This is a genomic window from Yokenella regensburgei (genome assembly GCF_051486985.1).
Classification (GTDB): Bacteria; Pseudomonadota; Gammaproteobacteria; order Enterobacterales; family Enterobacteriaceae; genus CBFFRJ01.
In genome coordinates this window covers 186,181-203,588 of the sequence record NZ_JAHVDV010000001.1, presented here as the reverse complement: position 1 = coordinate 203,588, position 17,408 = coordinate 186,181, and the positions used below count along the sequence as shown (strand labels likewise).

Annotated in this window: 16 protein-coding genes and 1 other RNA gene; 5 read left to right on the top strand and 12 right to left on the bottom strand. The window is 52.2% G+C overall.

Annotated elements, in window-relative coordinates:
- Nucleotides 1-588: 588 nt before the first annotated feature.
- Both menI and ydiJ read right to left on the bottom strand, forming a co-directional pair.
- A complete protein-coding gene (gene menI, locus KXR87_RS01055; protein ID WP_437430413.1) occupies nt 589-1,002 on the bottom strand; it encodes a 1,4-dihydroxy-2-naphthoyl-CoA hydrolase in 414 nt (137 codons plus the stop codon).
- Nucleotides 999-4,055, bottom strand: a complete 3,057-nt coding sequence (gene ydiJ / locus KXR87_RS01050; protein WP_437430412.1) for a D-2-hydroxyglutarate dehydrogenase YdiJ — start codon at nt 4,053-4,055, stop codon at nt 999-1,001. Before ydiJ ends, menI begins: the two co-directional genes overlap by 4 nt.
- A gap of 192 nt (nt 4,056-4,247) precedes the next feature.
- Here ydiJ and ydiK point away from each other — a divergent pair, with 192 nt between their 5' ends.
- Entirely contained in the window at nt 4,248-5,360 is a 1,113-nt protein-coding gene (gene ydiK / locus KXR87_RS01045) for an AI-2E family transporter YdiK (protein ID WP_437430411.1), read from the top strand.
- 189 nt (nt 5,361-5,549) lie between these two features.
- Nucleotides 5,550-5,657, top strand: an RNA gene (gene rprA / locus KXR87_RS01040) — antisense sRNA RprA.
- A 257-nt stretch (nt 5,658-5,914) separates the two neighbouring features.
- Here rprA and KXR87_RS01035 read toward each other — a convergent pair.
- The 4 genes from KXR87_RS01035 to ppsA form a co-directional block, all read right to left on the bottom strand.
- On the bottom strand, nt 5,915-6,151 hold the full coding sequence (locus KXR87_RS01035) for a hypothetical protein (RefSeq protein WP_437430410.1): 237 nt from the start codon (nt 6,149-6,151) through the stop codon (nt 5,915-5,917).
- A gap of 14 nt (nt 6,152-6,165) precedes the next feature.
- A complete protein-coding gene (locus KXR87_RS01030) occupies nt 6,166-6,369 on the bottom strand; it encodes a hypothetical protein (protein WP_437430409.1) in 204 nt (67 codons plus the stop codon).
- Nucleotides 6,370-6,413: 44 nt separating this feature from the next.
- On the bottom strand, nt 6,414-6,602 hold the full coding sequence (locus KXR87_RS01025) for a hypothetical protein (RefSeq protein WP_437430408.1): 189 nt from the start codon (nt 6,600-6,602) through the stop codon (nt 6,414-6,416).
- A gap of 231 nt (nt 6,603-6,833) precedes the next feature.
- On the bottom strand, nt 6,834-9,212 hold the full coding sequence (gene ppsA, locus KXR87_RS01020; protein ID WP_437430407.1) for a phosphoenolpyruvate synthase: 2,379 nt from the start codon (nt 9,210-9,212) through the stop codon (nt 6,834-6,836).
- A 331-nt stretch (nt 9,213-9,543) separates the two neighbouring features.
- Here ppsA and ppsR point away from each other — a divergent pair, with 331 nt between their 5' ends.
- The 3 genes from ppsR to hemP all read left to right on the top strand — a co-directional run bounded on the left by ppsR (nt 9,544) and on the right by hemP (nt 11,911).
- The gene (ppsR, locus tag KXR87_RS01015; RefSeq protein WP_437430406.1) at nt 9,544-10,377 is read left to right on the top strand and encodes a posphoenolpyruvate synthetase regulatory kinase/phosphorylase PpsR; all 834 of its coding nucleotides are present in this window, start codon (nt 9,544-9,546) and stop codon (nt 10,375-10,377) included.
- Nucleotides 10,378-10,528: 151 nt separating this feature from the next.
- Nucleotides 10,529-11,572, top strand: coding sequence for a 3-deoxy-7-phosphoheptulonate synthase AroH (aroH, locus tag KXR87_RS01010; RefSeq protein ID WP_437430405.1), 1,044 nt, complete (start codon nt 10,529-10,531; stop codon nt 11,570-11,572).
- Nucleotides 11,573-11,713: 141 nt separating this feature from the next.
- Nucleotides 11,714-11,911, top strand: a complete 198-nt coding sequence (hemP, locus tag KXR87_RS01005; RefSeq protein WP_437430404.1) for a hemin uptake protein HemP — start codon at nt 11,714-11,716, stop codon at nt 11,909-11,911.
- A 3-nt stretch (nt 11,912-11,914) separates the two neighbouring features.
- Here hemP and selO read toward each other — a convergent pair whose 3' ends face one another.
- The 6 genes from selO to btuC all read right to left on the bottom strand — a co-directional run bounded on the left by selO (nt 11,915) and on the right by btuC (nt 17,313).
- Entirely contained in the window at nt 11,915-13,357 is a 1,443-nt protein-coding gene (selO, locus tag KXR87_RS01000) for a protein adenylyltransferase SelO (RefSeq protein ID WP_437430403.1), read from the bottom strand.
- A 58-nt stretch (nt 13,358-13,415) separates the two neighbouring features.
- The gene (locus KXR87_RS00995; RefSeq protein WP_437430402.1) at nt 13,416-14,129 is read right to left on the bottom strand and encodes an EAL domain-containing protein; all 714 of its coding nucleotides are present in this window, start codon (nt 14,127-14,129) and stop codon (nt 13,416-13,418) included.
- Between the two features lie 325 nt (nt 14,130-14,454).
- Nucleotides 14,455-14,919 carry a C40 family peptidase gene (locus KXR87_RS00990; protein ID WP_437430401.1) on the bottom strand — a complete coding sequence of 155 codons (465 nt, stop codon included), beginning with the start codon at nt 14,917-14,919 and terminating at the stop codon, nt 14,455-14,457.
- A gap of 75 nt (nt 14,920-14,994) precedes the next feature.
- Nucleotides 14,995-15,744, bottom strand: a complete 750-nt coding sequence (btuD, locus tag KXR87_RS00985; RefSeq protein WP_437430554.1) for a vitamin B12 ABC transporter ATP-binding protein BtuD — start codon at nt 15,742-15,744, stop codon at nt 14,995-14,997.
- Nucleotides 15,741-16,292 carry a glutathione peroxidase gene (locus tag KXR87_RS00980; RefSeq protein ID WP_437430400.1) on the bottom strand — a complete coding sequence of 184 codons (552 nt, stop codon included), beginning with the start codon at nt 16,290-16,292 and terminating at the stop codon, nt 15,741-15,743. The genes btuD and KXR87_RS00980 overlap by 4 nt, the downstream gene beginning before the upstream one ends.
- A 34-nt stretch (nt 16,293-16,326) precedes the next feature.
- Nucleotides 16,327-17,313 carry a vitamin B12 ABC transporter permease BtuC gene (gene btuC, locus KXR87_RS00975; protein ID WP_437430399.1) on the bottom strand — a complete coding sequence of 329 codons (987 nt, stop codon included), beginning with the start codon at nt 17,311-17,313 and terminating at the stop codon, nt 16,327-16,329.
- Between the last annotated feature and the right edge of the window lie 95 nt (nt 17,314-17,408).

Below are 17,408 nucleotides of genomic sequence, written 5' to 3'. Positions count from 1 at the left end.
ACCTCCCTTTTTTATCTCGCACCCGGCTACATTGTTTGACGCCACCGGAATAACAGGCCGGACAGCATTCAGCCATCCCCACCGCCGGGGTGGTGCAGTTTGCAACGACTACTTTTATTGCACCTGCGCCACATCATTGAACGGGGTTACACATCAAGCGTAAAGGTTTACCCTTCATTGTTAAATGACGAATAACGTTGTCCGCGCAAATAAATGCTGATACCTGTTGATAACTGAGCATGTTTTAAAGTTTATGAGATTTACTATTCTCTTCATGACGGGTCGTAATCCCCACCCAAATAAAAATAGTATTTTTATATTATCACCTCAGTACCGACGCTGATAATAAAATCCTCTCTTTTTTAATTCCAGGAGGAAGATTATACAGTAAATGACGCTGGCAATAATATTATAGATTTTGGTGATAATACTTTTATTAATATTAATAAAACGGATATACCTGTTTTACGCTGGATTGTACTTTGCGAAAAAAACCCAGGCCTTCGCCTGGGTTGCTCGCATGGCGCCCTGTCATCAAGCCATGACAACAGGCTGGATATACTCTGCGCACTCCTCGCTGTCCCGCAATTACTCGATCACCGCCGTCGTCAGGCGCGATGAGCAGCACAGCTTGCCTTGATCATCGTAAACATCAATCTGCCAGACCTGATGCCGCCCTCCGGTATGAAGCGCGCGGCACACGCCACGTACACGTCCACTTTTCACGGCACGAACGTGGTTGGCGTTGACCTCAAGGCCCACCACGTTTTTATCGCCTTCGGTACAAAGATAGCCTGCCACCGATCCCAGGGTTTCCGCCAGCACCACGGATGCGCCGCCATGCAACAGGCCAAAGGGCTGACGGGTACGATTATCCACGGGCATCGTTGCTTCCAGGGTATCATCAGTGATGCGCTCGAAGCGGATATCCAGCAGGCCAACCATGTTGCCCTCCCGCATGCCGTTGAGAGCTTCAAGCGTGACCGCACGTTTCCAGATCATCCTATTATCTCCAGTAAGGCCTGCAGAGGGTGACGTACCCCGCTGCCTTCCACCCGCTTAACCTGGCTACGGCAGGAGTATCCCGTCGCGAGACAACGGCTGCGGGGAAGACGCTGCATTGCCTGATGCCATGAAAGCTCATAAATTCCGAGCGAATTAGCATGGTTTTTCACTTCATGCCCGTAGGTACCCGCCATGCCACAACACCCGACGCTGACGTTTTCCAGTTTTGCCCCTAACCGGGCGAAAATAGCTGCCCACTGCCCCGTAGACGCCGGCAATGCTGTCACCTCGGTACAGTGGCCAAATAAGTACCAGGACTCCCCGCTCACCGCACGAGGCGTGTTTTTGTCCAGCACCTGGGGCAACCATTCGTGTACCAGCATTACGTGGAAATCACCCCGTTTATCACCTAACACCTGTTTATACTCATCGCGGTAACAGAGCACCAGCGCCGGATCGACGCCGACCATTGGCATACCCAACTGCGCGACCCGATTGAGAAAATCTGAGGTTTTTTGCGCGGTTCTGGCAAAACGATGCAGGAAGCCTTTGATGTGCTGCGCCTTTCCATTGGGCGAGAAAGGCAGTACAACAGGTTGCAGACCCAGTTTTTCAATCAGGCGGACAAAATCGGCCACCACCTGCGCATCGTAATAGCTGGTGAAAGGATCCTGCACCACCAGCACGGTTTTCATCTTCTGTTCATCACTGAGCCGCTCCAGATCTTCAAGCGTCAGATTAGCGGAAGCATGACCCACCATCTGGCGTTGTAAGGAAGGGGCAGATAACAGCGGCAGGTCCACCATCCCGATATGTTTTTTCGACAGTGAACGCACCCACGGCTGGCTCAGGAAGAAGTTGAACGTCTTCGGGGCTCTCGCCATCAAGGGTGCATAGCTTTCAACCGTAGCCACCAGATGATCGCGCACCGGACGCAGGTAACGCGTGTGATAAAGCTGCAAAAAACGGGAGCGGAAATCGGGAACGTCGATTTTGATAGGGCACTGCGTTGAACAGGCCTTACAGGCGAGACATCCGGACATCGCCTCTTTCACTTCGTGAGAAAAATCGTATTCCCCTTTACGGGCATGCCAGCTGTTACGGGTACGTTCAATCAGCAGTCGCAGGCTGGCACGTTTTTCCGGTATCTCTTTTTCGAGTTTAACAGGATCGACACCGCGATCGGCGAGCAAACGGAGCCATTCGCGCACCAGGGTGGCACGCCCTTTTGGCGAGTGGATGCGGTTGCCCGTAATTTTCATTGACGGACACATCGGGCTTTTTGCATCAAAGTTAAAGCACAACCCGTTACCGTTACACTCCATCGCGCCGCGCCAGGTGGTCCGCACCGAGATAGGGATTTGCCGATCAAAGTGGCCACGTTTCACGTCGTCCACCTGCTTCATCGGCGCATCAACCCCTTCAGGGGGACATATTTTACCCGGGTTAAGGCGGTTATGCGGATCGAATGCTGCTTTTACTTTTCGCAGCTCGGCATAGAGTTGCTCGCCAAAAAACGCCGGGCTGTACTCTGCGCGAAAACCTTTACCGTGCTCACCCCACAACAAACCGCCATATCTGGCGGTCAGAGCCACAACATCGTCGGAGATAGACTTCATGAGTATCTCCTGTTGCGGATCGCACATATCCAGTGCCGGACGCACATGTAATACGCCCGCATCCACATGGCCGAACATGCCATAGCTGAGGCCGTGGCTATCCAGCAGTGCGCGAAACTCAACGATATAATCGGCCAGTTGCTCCGGGGGCACGCAGGTGTCTTCCGCAAAGGGAATAGGTTTGGCGGCCCCTTTCGCATTCCCCAGCAGACCCACCGCTTTCTTACGCATAGCATAAATTCGCTCGATACCCGCCAGGTCGTCGCAGCGCTGCCAGCCAATCACGCCCCCTTCACCCTCTTCCATCAACGCATTAAGCCGCTGACAAAGCGAAGTTACCTGGTTTTCAATAAGCGCTTCATCATCGCCGGCGAATTCCACGATGTTGAGGCCCAGCAACGTCTTATCCGGTACATCAGTAATAAGATCCTTCACCGAATGCCAGACGATATCTTCGCGGGCAAGATTGAGCACTTTTGAATCGACGGTTTCAACCGACAACGCACGGGCATCCACCATAAAAGGCGCATTGCGCAGCGCAGAATCAAAAGAGTCATATTTGACGTTAACCAGACGGCGAACTTTCGGCAGAGGCGTAATATCCAGACGGGCCTCGGTGATCAACGCGAGCGTCCCTTCAGAGCCGGTAAGCACACGGGTCAAATCGAATTCGGTCATCTCATCATTGAAGACGTGACGCAGGTCATAACCTGTCAGAAAGCGGTTTAGCTTAGGGAATTTTTCAATAATCAGTTCACGATTTTCGAGACAGCGCTCAAACACCGTCCGATAAATTCTTCCCACCGTGGTATTCGCACGGCCAAGGGTTTTCGCCAGCTCAACCGGCATCGCCTGGGTATCAAGAATATCCCCCCCCAGCAGCACTGCACGCACGCCAAGAACATGGTCTGAGGTTTTGCCATATACCAGCGACCCCTGTCCAGAAGCATCGGTGTTAATCATGCCACCGAGAGTGGCGCGGTTACTGGTGGATAACTCCGGGGCAAAAAAGAAACCATAGGGTTTAAGGTATTGGTTGAGCTGATCTTTAATCACGCCCGCTTCGACCCGCACCCACCCTTCTTCCGGGTTTATCTCAATAATGCGGTTCATATAGCGCGACATATCAACGATGATGCCCTGGTTTAATGCCTGACCATTGGTGCCGGTCCCGCCGCCACGAGGGGTAAAAACCAGAGACTGAAAGCGCGCATCTGTTGCCAGACGGGCTATCAAAGCGACATCAGAAGTGGAACGGGGAAAAACGACCGCATCGGGTAACAACTGGTAAATACTGTTGTCCGTCGCCATCGTCAGCCTGTCGGCATAACTTGTCGCGGTATCGCCTGTAAAACCTTGTTGCTCCAGTGCCTGTAAAAAATTCAGCACCAATTGAACGACGCCTGGTGCCTGAGAAATCTGTGGGATCATTACTCTTGACCCTGCCTGACTGTTAGAGTTGTGAATAGTTAATCGTTTGCTTGCAGCATCCCACGTTGTATCACATTTTTTTCTTATGCGCCCACCAGAATTACGGGCAGAATCGCTCTGTCCAAACGCGCTGAAATCATCAATCATAGTCTTTCGCGCTTTTTCATCACCCTTCAAAGGTAAATACGTCTTATGGCCTTTCAAACGCAATCCAGGGATGTACCGCAGGTCATGCTGTCGGTACTGTTCCTGGCCCTTATGATCGTCGCCTGTTTGTGGGTAGTTCGTCCTTTTGTGCTGGGCTTCGCCTGGGCCGGAACAGTGGTCATTGCAACCTGGCCCGTACTTATCCGCCTGCAACGGATCCTTTTTGGACGCCGCTCGCTGGCGGTCATTGCCATGACACTCATCTTAACGCTGCTGTTTATCATTCCGGTGGCGCTTCTGGTAAACAGTCTGGTGGACTCCAGCGGCCCGGTTATCGGTGCTGTGACCTCAGGAGAACTCACCCCGCCTGACCTCGACTGGTTAAACAGCATTCCTCTTTTTGGCGATAAGTTATACAACGGCTGGCACAGCCTTCTGGATATGGGTGGCAGCGCAATCCTTGCCAAAGTCCGGCCTTATGTAGGAACGACCACCACATGGTTCGTTGGTCAGGCCGCGCATATTGGGCGTTTTTTGCTCCATTGTGGTCTGATGTTAGTCTTCAGCGCCCTGCTCTACTGGCGTGGTGAGCGCGTGGCAGAAGGTATTCGTCACTTTGCTTTCCGCCTTGCCGCCCACCGCGGCGATGCGGCTGTCCTGCTCGCCGGTCAGGCCATCCGCGCGGTTGCACTCGGCGTGGTGGTCACGGCGCTGGTGCAGGCGGTGCTTGGCGGGATCGGCCTTGCGGTCAGCGGCATCCCCTATGCCACCCTCTTTACGGTAATTATGTTGATGACCTGTCTTATCCAGCTCGGGCCGCTCATTGTGCTGGTTCCGGCGGTTATCTGGCTTTACTGGAGCGGGGATTCAACATGGGGGACAGTACTGCTGGTCTGGAGCTGCGTGGTCGGCACCCTTGACAATTTTATACGGCCGCTACTGATTCGTATGGGTGCCGATCTTCCGTTAATCCTGATTCTTTCGGGGGTCATTGGCGGGCTGGTCGCCTTCGGTATGATTGGCCTGTTTATTGGCCCGGTATTACTTGCGGTAAGCTGGCGCCTGTTTTCGGCCTGGGTCAATGAAGTGCCGGCTCCGGGTCCTGTCAGCAGTGAAGTGCTCAGCGCCCCTGTCGAAAATAATAAACTCCCTCAGTAATATCCGGCGGGGAAACCCGCCTTTTTGGTTTTACTATTAAGCACTGCTAATCAATTATTTTAACCGTTATGCCGATTCATGCCGCCTGTGTGCCTTAATTCGCTTTCTTCGCCGCAAATTCGTTACGGACGTTAAACTAATGAGACGAATCTGATCGACGCAAAAAATCGAGATGCCTACTATTAGCTCACGGTTATAAATCAACGCATTGATTTATAAGCATGGAAATCCCCTGAGTGAAACAACGAATTGCTGTGTGTAGTCTTTGCCCATCTCCCACGATGGGCTTTTTTTTATGTAAAATTAGCGAACTGGAATCATAAGCCTGACCAGAAGTGCGTGTCGGGTACGTGCGCTGTGCGAACTTCATACAAAAAAAGAATTTCGCTGCCAAAAATATATTCAAAAACAATGCGTTTTTCCATTAAGCACCTCATTTCACCCCACATCGTCATCTTCGCCCACCCTGTGCCCGTTCCCATCCTTATGCTTTCTCAACGTCACGCGGCACGTTAACTTTCGCGGGTCATATCTCAAGCATATTCGCCCTGTTATCACGCCTGCGCGAAATACTGCATAAGACTTCCAGCAAACCAGGCATTATCCTGCCCGAATTTTTCGGGTGTGCAGCACTGCGCTTCGGGTATGATATTTGCCTCAATTATCATTATGAATTCTGTATACGTAACCGTCCTCACTGCCGTTTCGGACATGGATTTCATTTTTACCCCGGCATAGGATTTCAGCGCCAGGCTCAGGGGATAAAAATAATACTGTTTTGCATCACTCATTCAGTCAGCGGAATTTAAATCGTAATATGTAACTTATTGAGGGTTATTTCGCACTCATCCATGAAACGGTTATACGCCGCTTGCGAAGGCTGAAGAAAAACATGCTCACCGGATTTACATAGTTTTTCGATTTCAGCGGCATAGCGCGAATCTGACGCGCCCACTTCCGCCAGCCGCGCAATAAGGGCGTGAAGAGTATCTCTCTGATAAAAATACATTATTTGCTCCCTGCAATTTCAGATCCTGCGTTCCGACAGTTATTTTAACTGGAACTCGCTTTCGCGGCACAATAGCCGTTGTCCACAATGGCACCAATGGGCAGGTAATCCAGAACCAGATGCGCCGTGGAGGTCTCCTGCCCGTGGCAGGCTTTAATATGCTCGTTATACGATGCACACCCATTAAGTCCAAGGCAGCCCACCAGGACGAGCAACAACAATTGCCGTTTCATAATTCGTACTCTTTTAATTAACAGTGAATTCCACACTTCATTAACAAATGTGGCAAGAATATCGCGCCTGCTTTAATTAAGAAGAATCTCAATAAAGTTCGCGAATTCTAATCTGCTCACGTGCAATATTTTAAGTAACACGTGCTGAAAAACATTTTGTTTCATCCCCGAATGGATTTCGCCCATAAAAAAACCCCATCACCAGAGGTGACGGGGTTTGCCTGAGCTGAATTATTTCTTCAGTTCAGCAAGACTTAACCAGGTTTGCACGACGGTATCCGGGTTCAGGGAGAGGCTGTCTATCCCCTCTTCCATCAGCCATGCCGCAAAGTCCTCATGGTCAGAAGGACCCTGCCCGCAGATACCTACATATTTACCCTGTTTTTTGGCGGCACGAATTGCCATTGAGAGCAGCGCTTTCACCGCATCGTTACGTTCGTCGAACAATTCAGACACAACACCAGAGTCACGATCCAGACCAAGCGCAAGCTGCGTCATATCATTCGAACCGATAGAGAAGCCGTCGAAATATTCGAGGAACTGGTCGGCCAGCAGGGCGTTCGAGGGGATTTCGCACATCATGATTATCTTCAGGCCATTCTCGCCTCGCTTAAGTCCCTGACGCGCCAGCTCCTCCACCACCGCTTTTGCCTGCTCTACGGTACGCACAAAGGGCACCATAATCTCGACGTTAGTCAGGCCCATCTCGTTGCGCACGCGTTTCACCGCCTCACACTCCAGCGCAAAGCAGTCTCGGAAGCTTTCGGCCACGTAACGGCCTGCCCCGCGGAAGCCCAGCATCGGGTTCTCTTCCTCAGGCTCATAGCGCTCGCCACCTACCAGGTTGGCGTATTCGTTGGACTTAAAGTCAGACAACCGCACAATTACCCGTTTCGGGTAAAACGCCGCCCCCAGGGTTGAAATGCCCTCAGTCAGTCTGCCGACATAAAACTCCTTCGGCGAATCGTAGCCTTTCATCAGCTCCCGGATTTCATTCTGCAGTTTCGCGTCCTGAGCATCGAACTCCAGCAGCGCACGTGGGTGGACGCCGATCATCCTGTTGATAATGAACTCCAGGCGAGCCAGGCCCACTCCTTCGTTTGGCAGGCAGGCAAAATCAAATGCCCTGTCCGGGTTGCCGACGTTCATCATGATCTTCAGCGGTAGCGGTGGCATTTCATCAATACTTGAACTTTTTACGCTGAAATCCAGCATATCGGCATAGACGTAACCGGTATCGCCTTCAGCGCAAGAGACGGTGACGTTTTCACCCTCTTTGATGCGATCCGTTGCATCGCCACAGCCCACCACCGCCGGGATCCCCAGTTCACGGGCAATAATCGCCGCATGGCAGGTTCGACCGCCCCGGTTAGTCACAATCGCCGAGGCCTTTTTCATGATCGGTTCCCAGTCAGGGTCAGTCATGTCCGTCACCAGTACATCGCCGGGTTCAATCCGGTTCATTTCACTGATGTCATGGATAACCTTTACCGGCCCCGCGCCAATGCGATGGCCGATAGCACGCCCTTCGGCAATAATCTTGCCCTGGGCGTGTAACGTATAACGTTCCATGACCTTGCCGCGAGAGCGAACCGTTTCCGGACGAGCCTGGACAATAAACAGCTTGCCGGTATGACCATCCTTCGCCCATTCGATATCCATCGGACGCTGGTAATGTTTCTCAATTTCGACCGCCTGCTTCGCCAGCTCCTGGACTTCGCTGTCGGTCAAAGAGAAGCGGTCACGATCGGCCTGCTCCACATCCTCAATGCGAACCTGTTTACCGTGCTCCTGGGTTGGCGCATAGACCATACGGATTTTTTTAGACCCCATGGTGCGGCGCACAATGGCCGGGCGGTTGGCCGCAAGCGTCGGCTTGTGAACATAAAACTCATCCGGGTTAACGGCCCCCTGCACGACCATTTCACCTAAACCAAAGGCTGAGGTGATAAAGACCACCTGGTCAAAGCCGGACTCGGTATCAATAGAGAACATCACTCCCGCCGCGCCGATGTCTGAGCGGACCATACGCTGAACGCCGGCTGAGAGAGCCACACCACGATGATCGTACCCCTGATGTACCCGGTACGAGATGGCCCTGTCGTTAAACAGCGAGGCAAAAACATGTTTTACCGCTACCAGAACGGCGTCATAACCCTGCACGTTCAGGAAAGTTTCCTGCTGACCTGCAAAAGAGGCATCCGGCATATCTTCAGCGGTGGCGGAGGAGCGCACCGCGAAGGAGGCCATTTCATCATCAGCGGATAATGTGGCATAAGCCTTGTGAATAGCCTCTTCAAATTCTGGCTGGAACGGGGTATCAACAATCCACTGACGGATCTGCGTACCGGCTTGCGCCAGTGCGGTCACATCGTCGATGTCCGTTTTATCCAGCAGGTCATAGATGCGCTGATTCAGACCACTTTGCTCAAGAAACTGATTAAAAGCATCGGCAGTAGTAGCAAAGCCATTAGGTACGGAAACGCCCATACCTGAAAGATGGGTGATCATTTCACCAAGAGAGGCATTTTTGCCCCCCACTCTGTCAACATCATTCATGCCGAGTTGGTCATACCAAAGCACCAGTGGAGACGAGCCATTATTGGACATCGAAACAATCCTTTTGTGATATTGAATGGATAATTAACGCTCGGAGTACGAAGGCATCCTGACATAATTGCGCGGTTGAAAAAAACGGTGAATCGTTCAAGCAAATTTATTTTTTATCTTTTCGGACAGTTTAACGCCGATTCTCAGGCTACTGATTGTCATCGCGGCGATAAAACCATTCTCTTGTTAAGCCCTTAATAAAAATGAACTATCCTTTTCATTAAAAATAAAAATAGCGTTTCATTTTAAAAATAGAAAAAAGTCTCTACGCAGATACCGGACTTTAATTTATGCTTTTAGCTCATCCTCATGACAACCAGGTAGGGTAAAAATGGACAGTACGGTAGACAGGCACGTGTTTTATATTTCTGATGGAACCGCTATCACCGCCGAAGTATTAGGCCATGCCGTCATGTCGCAATTCCCGGTTGCTATAAACAGCATCACACTCCCGTTCGTGGAGAATGAAAGCCGCGCCAGAGCTGTCAAGGAACAGATAGATGCCATCTATCAGCAATCCGGTATCCGTCCACTGGTCTTTTATTCGATTGTTCTTCCCGAGATCCGCACCATTATTTTACAGAGCGAGGGTTTTTGTCAGGATATCGTTCAGGCACTGGTTGCGCCTTTGCAACAAGAATTAAAACTCGACCCGACCCCAATTGCGCACCGGACGCATGGGTTAAATCCAGGGAACCTCATTAAATACGATGCGCGTATTGCCGCCATTGATTATACCCTTGCGCATGACGACGGTATTTCGTTGCGCAACCTCGATCAGGCCCAGGTGATTTTGTTAGGTGTTTCGCGCTGTGGTAAAACACCCACCAGCCTTTATCTGGCGATGCAATTTGGTATTCGGGCAGCGAATTATCCCTTTATTGCCGATGACATGGATAATTTGGTGTTACCCCCTTCCCTGAAACCGCTTCAGCATAAATTATTTGGTCTGACCATTAATCCCGAACGTTTAGCCGCTATCCGCGAAGAGCGACGTGAGAACAGCCGTTATGCCTCTCTTCGCCAGTGCCGCATGGAGGTGACCGAGGTAGAAGCGCTTTATCGAAAAAATCAGATCCCCTGTCTGAACAGTACCAATTACTCCGTAGAGGAGATGGCCACCAAAATTCTCGACATTATGGGTCTCAGTCGCCGCATGTACTAACAGGCTAGTACATGAGTAATGTTTTTGTTATCATGCGCTACCTGAATGTGATGCCCCTCACAACCTGCTATTGAATTCAGCAGGGATTGGTTTAAGGTGTGGCATCGCCTCCGGCATTTGGCCGTATGAGCAAAAAATTTTGAGAATTTCGATGAACAGAACCGATGAACTCCGCACGGCGCGCATGGAAAGCCTGGTGACCCCGGCGGAACTGGCGCAACGTCACCCCGTTACCCTGGAGGTAGCGGAGCATGTCACGCAGTCACGACGCCGTATTGAAAAAATCCTTAATGGTGAAGACAAACGTTTACTGGTGGTAATAGGCCCCTGCTCCATCCACGATCCTGATGCCGCCATGGATTACGCACGCCGGCTCCAAACCGCGCGTGAAAACTATGGCGAGCATCTTGAAATCGTCATGCGTACCTATTTTGAAAAACCGCGCACGGTTGTGGGCTGGAAGGGGCTGATTTCCGATCCGGATCTCAACGGCAGTTATCGCGTGAATCATGGTATTGAACTCGCGCGCCGACTTTTGCTGGACGTGAATGAGTTGGGTGTGCCGACGGCAACGGAATTCCTGGATATGGTCACCGGGCAATTTATTGCCGATTTGATAAGCTGGGGCGCCATTGGCGCGCGCACCACGGAAAGCCAGATTCACCGTGAGATGGCCTCCGCCCTCTCCTGCCCGGTAGGCTTTAAGAACGGAACGGACGGCAATACCCGCATCGCAGTCGACGCCATTCGCGCCTCCCGTGCCAGCCATATGTTTTTATCGCCTGATAAATCAGGACAGATGACCATCTACCAGACCAGTGGCAACCCGTACGGCCACATCATTATGCGCGGGGGTAAACGTCCCAATTATTATGCTGAAGATATTGCCAGCGCGTGTGAAACGTTGCGAGAGTTCATGCTCCCTGAGCAACTGGTCATCGACTTTAGTCATGGCAACTGCCAGAAACAGCATCGTCGCCAGATGGAGGTGTGTGATGACATCTGTCAGCAGATCCGCGCGGGCTCCACGGCTATCGCGGGCGTGATGGTGGAGAGTTTTCTCCAGGAAGGGACACAAAAAATTCTCCCCGGTCAGCCTCTGACTTACGGTCAGTCTATCACTGACCCTTGCCTGAACTGGGAAGACAGCGAAACGCTGTTAGCACGGCTGGCCGCAGCTGTCGCTACCCGTTAGTCCCCTTTCCGCCTGCCAGCCGCCTGGCAGGCGTTTCGTACCTGTCGACTAACCTCATCATTTCTTTGAATAATACTTGCTGATACGCAGCGAATTTCTGATAATGATTATCAATTCAACTTGACTCTCATTGCAATGATTATGGTGAACAGGGAAAAAAATGCTGCTCAGGCTGAGCAACCTTCTGTCGGAACAAACCCCGCCAGCATTTTGCCAGAGGATCGTCGCATCACAAGCCAGGCGTTGCTCGGCGAGGAGGCACGCATCGTTATCATTCATCAGGGTCAGGAGTACCTGCTGCGCCAGACGCAGGCAGGTAAACTGATCCTTACGAAATGATGTTCAACTTGAACAACTCACCTCAAGTCGCTTGCCCCAGTCAGGGGGACGTTTGCTGTAATCATCGTCCCGCTCGCGGTAAGGTTCACGTAATATCGCATGCAGGCGATGCAGCTCGTCGGTATCACCCTGTTCGGCCTGCTCAATAGCGCGCTGCGCCAGCCAGTTGCGTAACACGACCGCCGGGTTAACGCTTTGCATCGCCTGTTGACGTTGCGCATCATCAATCTGTTCTTCCTGCAAACGCAGACGATAGCGGCCATACCAGTTGTCAAAAGCCTCGCGATCGATAAACTCATCCCGCAGCGGCGAACGGAGCTCCTGCTGGTTAACGTGGCTTAACAGACGGAAGGTACGCGTGTAATCGCTTCCTTCGCGGGCCATCAGCGCAAAGAGTTCGCTTAACAGGTCATTGTCAGCTTTCTGCCGGGTAAAGAAACCGAGTTTCTCGCGCATTAACCTTCCGTATTCGGTTAACAGCACCTGCTGGTAGCCATCCAGCGCCGTATTAAGCGCATCGACACTGATAAAAGGCGAAAGCGTCTGCGCGAGACGCTGCAAGTTCCAGAGGGCTATCGTCGGTTGATTTTCAAAGCTATAGCGCCCCTGATAATCGGAATGGTTACAAATAAAGTCAGGCTTATAGTCATCAAGGAAGCCAAAGGGGCCATAATCCATTGTCAGACCGAGAATCGACATGTTGTCGGTATTCATTACCCCGTGGGCAAAACCGACGGCCTGCCAGTGGGCAATAAGCTGTGCGGTACGTTTGATGACGTCGTTAAACCAGAGCACATACCGGTCAGCCTCGTCCTGTAAATGTGACCAGTGATGACGGATAACAAAATCCGCAAGCTTACGGACCTGTTGCGGTTCACGCCGATAATAGAAATGCTCGAAATGACCGAAGCGAACGTGGCTTGGGGCAATACGCATCATCATCGCGCCAGCCTCGGTACGCTCTCGCTGTACCGGGGTGTCACTGGTTACCACAGACAACGCTCTGGTGGTCGGGATCCCCAGCGCATGCATCGCTTCAGAGGCCAGACTTTCACGCAGCGTCGAACGCAGAACGGCGCGGCCATCGCCCATGCGCGAATAGGGCGTAAGCCCGGCTCCCTTCAGATGCCAGTCCAGGGTTGTGCCGTCCGCAAGCTGTTGCTCACCCAGCAGAATGCCGCGCCCGTCACCCAACTGACCGGCCCAGACGCCAAACTGGTGTCCGCTATAGACCTGAGCAAGGGGGGACATCCCGGGCAGTAGCACCTCTCCACCCCAGACGCCCGCTCCGCGGGTGGGTTCAAACAGCGACGGCGCGAGGCCCATTGCTTGCGCCAGGGGGGCGTTATGCCAGATTAACCGGGCATTGTGCAGTGGCGTGGGTGAAAGCGCGGTATAAAATTCTGGCAGTTCATCGTGCCAGCGGGAAATAAAAGACAGGGTCATGGTTCCTCCTGTCTTTTATTGTAGTATGTTTAATGAATGTTAAACAGCGGTTACTTTTTTACACATGCACCAGCGTAGTAATCATCGGCACGGATACCGCAGGCCACAGATTCCCCTGCATCGCACCAAACTGATAGGGTGCGACCCGCTTCAGGGTTTTCTCATCATCAATACCTGCAATCATGACGGTGCGGCAGTACGGCGCAATTTGCGAGACAATAGCGCGCATAAACGGCTCAAAAGAACGGGAGGTGAGCCGTTGATGAACAAAATTTTTATCCAGCATGACCCGCTTAAAAAGACCATCAAAAATGGCTTTTGAGGTGATATTCCCCGCACCATAATTCGTCAGCACCACCGGATAACGTTCACAGAGCTGTGCAAGTTCCGGATTGTCACGCCCGTGGTTTAAACCGGGAAAACTTTCATTGATGCACAGTTCAAGAAAAGGAAGCCTTGCAATGGTTGCGGCGAGGTCTTCATCACTGATAAGCGCGGTCACGATTTCAGGCGAGAGGGTTATCCATGCGGTTAATTGATGCTGGATAAAGAACAGTTTGCAGGATTCAGCCAGCGCCAGCTGCTCTTTGAATAATGTCAGTGCATCCGCGGCACTCAGACGCGGTAAAATGAGTTCTGCAGGTGCCCGGACGTTGCTCGACACCCCAACAAAATTGACAATTATCTCAAGCCCCACCAGCATGCCAAAGCCGCTACGGGCAGGCAGAAAGGAGAGTTCTGAGCAATATGTGTCATCTAACGATACGATCATTGCGCCAGCCCTGCATTGTGAGTGATATCCGGCATTGAAAACCTAATGCGAATACACTCAACGTAGTTAATTTCAATAAGCCAGGCTTCATGATTTTCCATCATTCTCTTCACACTTCCCTACGACTTTCGTCAGCTTATCCTGACTATATTGTTCCTGCCATCGCCATTCGTCTGAGAACGAGCCACTTTTCGCTAACCGATAGTTAAATAAGAAATCATGGAGGAATGATGGATTTTACACGCAACGGCAACCTGAATTTGCGTTTAGTCAGGGTTGCTAAGGCGGGCGAGGCACCCGCCTTAGCAACCCTGCCAGGAAGGAGTTATATGCGACGTGCCTGCCAGAAATTTTTACGCCAGTAAACGTTGTTCAGCGATGACCGTATTACGCCCTGGCTTGTTGAGGCGTGAATAAAGGCATTATCGGTATCGTAGATGCCCACATGCAGGCCGTTTTCGCCCGAGCCCGTTTTGAAGAACACTAAATCCCCGGGTAATAAGTCGTCTTTATCTATACGCGTCCCCACATCCGCCTGCGAACGAGTATCCCGTGGCAATACCAGATCGAATTTATCACGGAAAGTCATCATCACGAACCCGGAACAGTCCACCCCGTTACGACTCATCCCCCCATAACGGTAAGGCGTTCCGCGCCAGTCACGAAGCTGATCGTTTAACCCTGCGATAACCGTAATAGCGTCTGAAAGCCGTGCGTTAGGTGGCGGGGCGCGATGGCTGCTACAGCCAGCAAGAATTAACGTCGCCACCAGAACAAACCAGATGCGCATTCTGGGAAACCTCTTTTATTGTTATGCGGGAATAATTTAGCGCGTGAATCAACGATCCTGCAAGTCCGGATGAGCTTATACCTCCGGGATGAGCATTCTGTGCCCCGCCATGTCGAGCCGACGAAACGGAATGCCATATGCGCGGGACAGATTTTGCGGTGTCATTACGCTGTCCCTCTCCCCTGCCGCTAGTAAGGTTCCCGCGCAGAGAAGCCAGGTCTGGTGAGCCTGTCGCAACGTGTGGTTAAGATCATGGCTGCTCATAATGACCGTTATCCCGTCGTGAGTCAGCTCACGTAAGAGATGATCCAGTGCCGCCTGTTGCGCAACGTCAAGACTGTTCATTGGCTCATCCAGCAGCAGTAGTTGACCGTCAGGATTGGCGGCCGGGTGGATTTGCAGTATGACCGCAGCCAGACGAACCCGCTGCCACTCCCCGCCGGAAAGTTGATTTACCGTCCGTCCGAGTTTGTCCTCAAGACCCAGCCTACAGGCAATGCGGGTGCTCAGTTCGCCCTGGGCATTGCCGTGCTGGTGCAAAGAAAGATAGTGCCAGACAGGCATGGCGAACGGCGGTATCTGCTGTTGCGCCAGATAGGCGCGCTGACGTGCAAGCTGGGGGGCATCAAAGGTTTTGATATCTGTGCCGTTAAAAAAGATCTCCCCCTTACCCACGGTGATCCCGGCCATCCGTGCCAGCAAGGTGCTCTTTCCTGCGCCGTTAGGGCCGACAAGGTGCAACATTTCCCCTGTAGAGACCGAGGCCGTTACCGGCCCCAGCCTGCCTGCATCCTCAACGTTGTGAAGTTGCAGTATTGCCATTATTTAGCCAGTGCCAGTTTGATTGCTTCCATCAGAATAGGATCTTCCGGCGTCATATCCGGTGAGAAACGCTGCACCACCTGACCATCACGCCCGATGAGGAATTTTTCGAAATTCCACAAAATATCATCCGGATAGAGCGGCGCACGGCCTTTGCTCGCCATACGTTCATAAAATCCGCTCTCTTCAGGTGCGACGGCTTTCGGTGCCGCGGCAATCAGTTTGCTGTAGAGCGGGTGACGGTTTTCACCGTTAACATCAATTTTGGCCGACAAGGGGAAGGTCACGCCATAAGTCGTGCTGCAGAAGGTTTTAATCTCCTCTTCGCTGCCAGGTTCCTGGCCAAGGAACTGATTGCACGGGAAGCCCAGCACGCTAAAGCCATCTTTTTCCCACGCCTTGTGGATATTTTCCAGTTGCTCATATTGCGGTGTCAGCCCGCATTTTGAGGCGACATTGACGATAAGCAGCACTTTACCGCGATACTGTTCCAGCGAAATGTTTTCGCCATCAATCGTTGTGATCTCTGTGTTCAGAATATCCTGGTGCATAGCATCCTCTCAGTTAAAAGACAGGTTTCGGATCTTATCGCCCGACCCTGGACATTAATAATAGCCAGATAAAAACAGGTGCGCCCAGCGTTGCCGTCACGACGCCAACGGGTAATTCTGCGGCGCTGAGCGCCAGGCGGGCCACAATATCCGCAAAGAGCAGGGCTATCCCCCCCGCCAGTGCGCCCGCAGGCAACAGCACCCGGTGATCCGTCAGGCCACAGAGTCGCAGAATATGGGGAATCACCAAACCAATAAAACCGATGGAACCAGCAAGCGCAACGCTCACGCCGACCAGCCAGCCGGTCGCCACAACCAGTAAATTACGCCACAGCCATACTGGCAAACCCAGCTGTCGGGCCGATGTTTCACCCAGTGCCAGCATATTTAATGGTCGGGACTGAAAACAGACCCACATCATGACGGGCAGCAAAGCCAGCATCAACCAGCTTTGTCGCCAGTCAACGCCGCCAAATCCTCCCATCATCCAGTACATCAACTGGCGCAGATCAAAGGATGTTGAAAAGTAAATAGCCCAGGTCATTAGTGCACTGCAGATGATGCCTAACGCCACTCCCGCCAGTAGCAAGCGACTGGTAGAGAGCTGACGCCTGGCAAACCGGAGCAAAATGAGGGTCACAATCAGCGCACCGGCGATGGCGCACATTCCCAACGACCAGTCCGGAAGTATTCCGTTTCCGAGTAACACTGCGGCGATTAACCCTACGCCAGCGCCATTAGAGACACCGAGTAGCCCCGGCTCGGCGAGGGGGTTATCGAATAAAGCCTGCATGATGGCACCTGAGAGTGCCAGCGCCGCGCCCACCAGCATGACGGCGAGCGTTCGTGGTAAGCGTATTTGTCCGACAAACAGGCGACCATTGGCGTTGAGCCACTCTCCGGGCGCTATCCACTGGTCGCCGGCGCACAGACTTATCATCATGGTCAGCAGCAGTAGCAGCGCAAGGGCTGCCAGCCATCGTCCATTGCGCTGTCGCTGGCGTTGAGCGTAGTTCTGCATGGTTTGTCGTCAGCCAATCGTGAAGGTCATTGATTTTAAAGATAATAGAATAAGCAGGAAAGAAAAAAGGCCGCATAGCGGCCTTTTTAGTTAGA

Coding starts and splice junctions, on each gene's coding strand:
- menI (WP_437430413.1), bottom strand. CDS start 1,002: ATGATCTGGAAACGTGCGGTCACGCTTGAAGCTCTCAACGGCATGCGG.
- hemP (WP_437430404.1), top strand. CDS start 11,714: ATGGTGAACAGGGAAAAAAATGCTGCTCAGGCTGAGCAACCTTCTGTC.
- KXR87_RS00995 (WP_437430402.1), bottom strand. CDS start 14,129: ATGATCGTATCGTTAGATGACACATATTGCTCAGAACTCTCCTTTCTG.
- selO (WP_437430403.1), bottom strand. CDS start 13,357: ATGACCCTGTCTTTTATTTCCCGCTGGCACGATGAACTGCCAGAATTT.
- ppsA (WP_437430407.1), bottom strand. CDS start 9,212: ATGTCCAATAATGGCTCGTCTCCACTGGTGCTTTGGTATGACCAACTC.
- KXR87_RS01025 (WP_437430408.1), bottom strand. CDS start 6,602: ATGAAACGGCAATTGTTGTTGCTCGTCCTGGTGGGCTGCCTTGGACTT.
- KXR87_RS00980 (WP_437430400.1), bottom strand. CDS start 16,292: ATGCACCAGGATATTCTGAACACAGAGATCACAACGATTGATGGCGAA.
- ydiJ (WP_437430412.1), bottom strand. CDS start 4,055: ATGATCCCACAGATTTCTCAGGCACCAGGCGTCGTTCAATTGGTGCTG.
- KXR87_RS00990 (WP_437430401.1), bottom strand. CDS start 14,919: ATGCGCATCTGGTTTGTTCTGGTGGCGACGTTAATTCTTGCTGGCTGT.
- KXR87_RS01030 (WP_437430409.1), bottom strand. CDS start 6,369: ATGTATTTTTATCAGAGAGATACTCTTCACGCCCTTATTGCGCGGCTG.
- ppsR (WP_437430406.1), top strand. CDS start 9,544: ATGGACAGTACGGTAGACAGGCACGTGTTTTATATTTCTGATGGAACC.
- KXR87_RS01035 (WP_437430410.1), bottom strand. CDS start 6,151: ATGAGTGATGCAAAACAGTATTATTTTTATCCCCTGAGCCTGGCGCTG.
- ydiK (WP_437430411.1), top strand. CDS start 4,248: ATGGCCTTTCAAACGCAATCCAGGGATGTACCGCAGGTCATGCTGTCG.
- btuC (WP_437430399.1), bottom strand. CDS start 17,313: ATGCAGAACTACGCTCAACGCCAGCGACAGCGCAATGGACGATGGCTG.
- aroH (WP_437430405.1), top strand. CDS start 10,529: ATGAACAGAACCGATGAACTCCGCACGGCGCGCATGGAAAGCCTGGTG.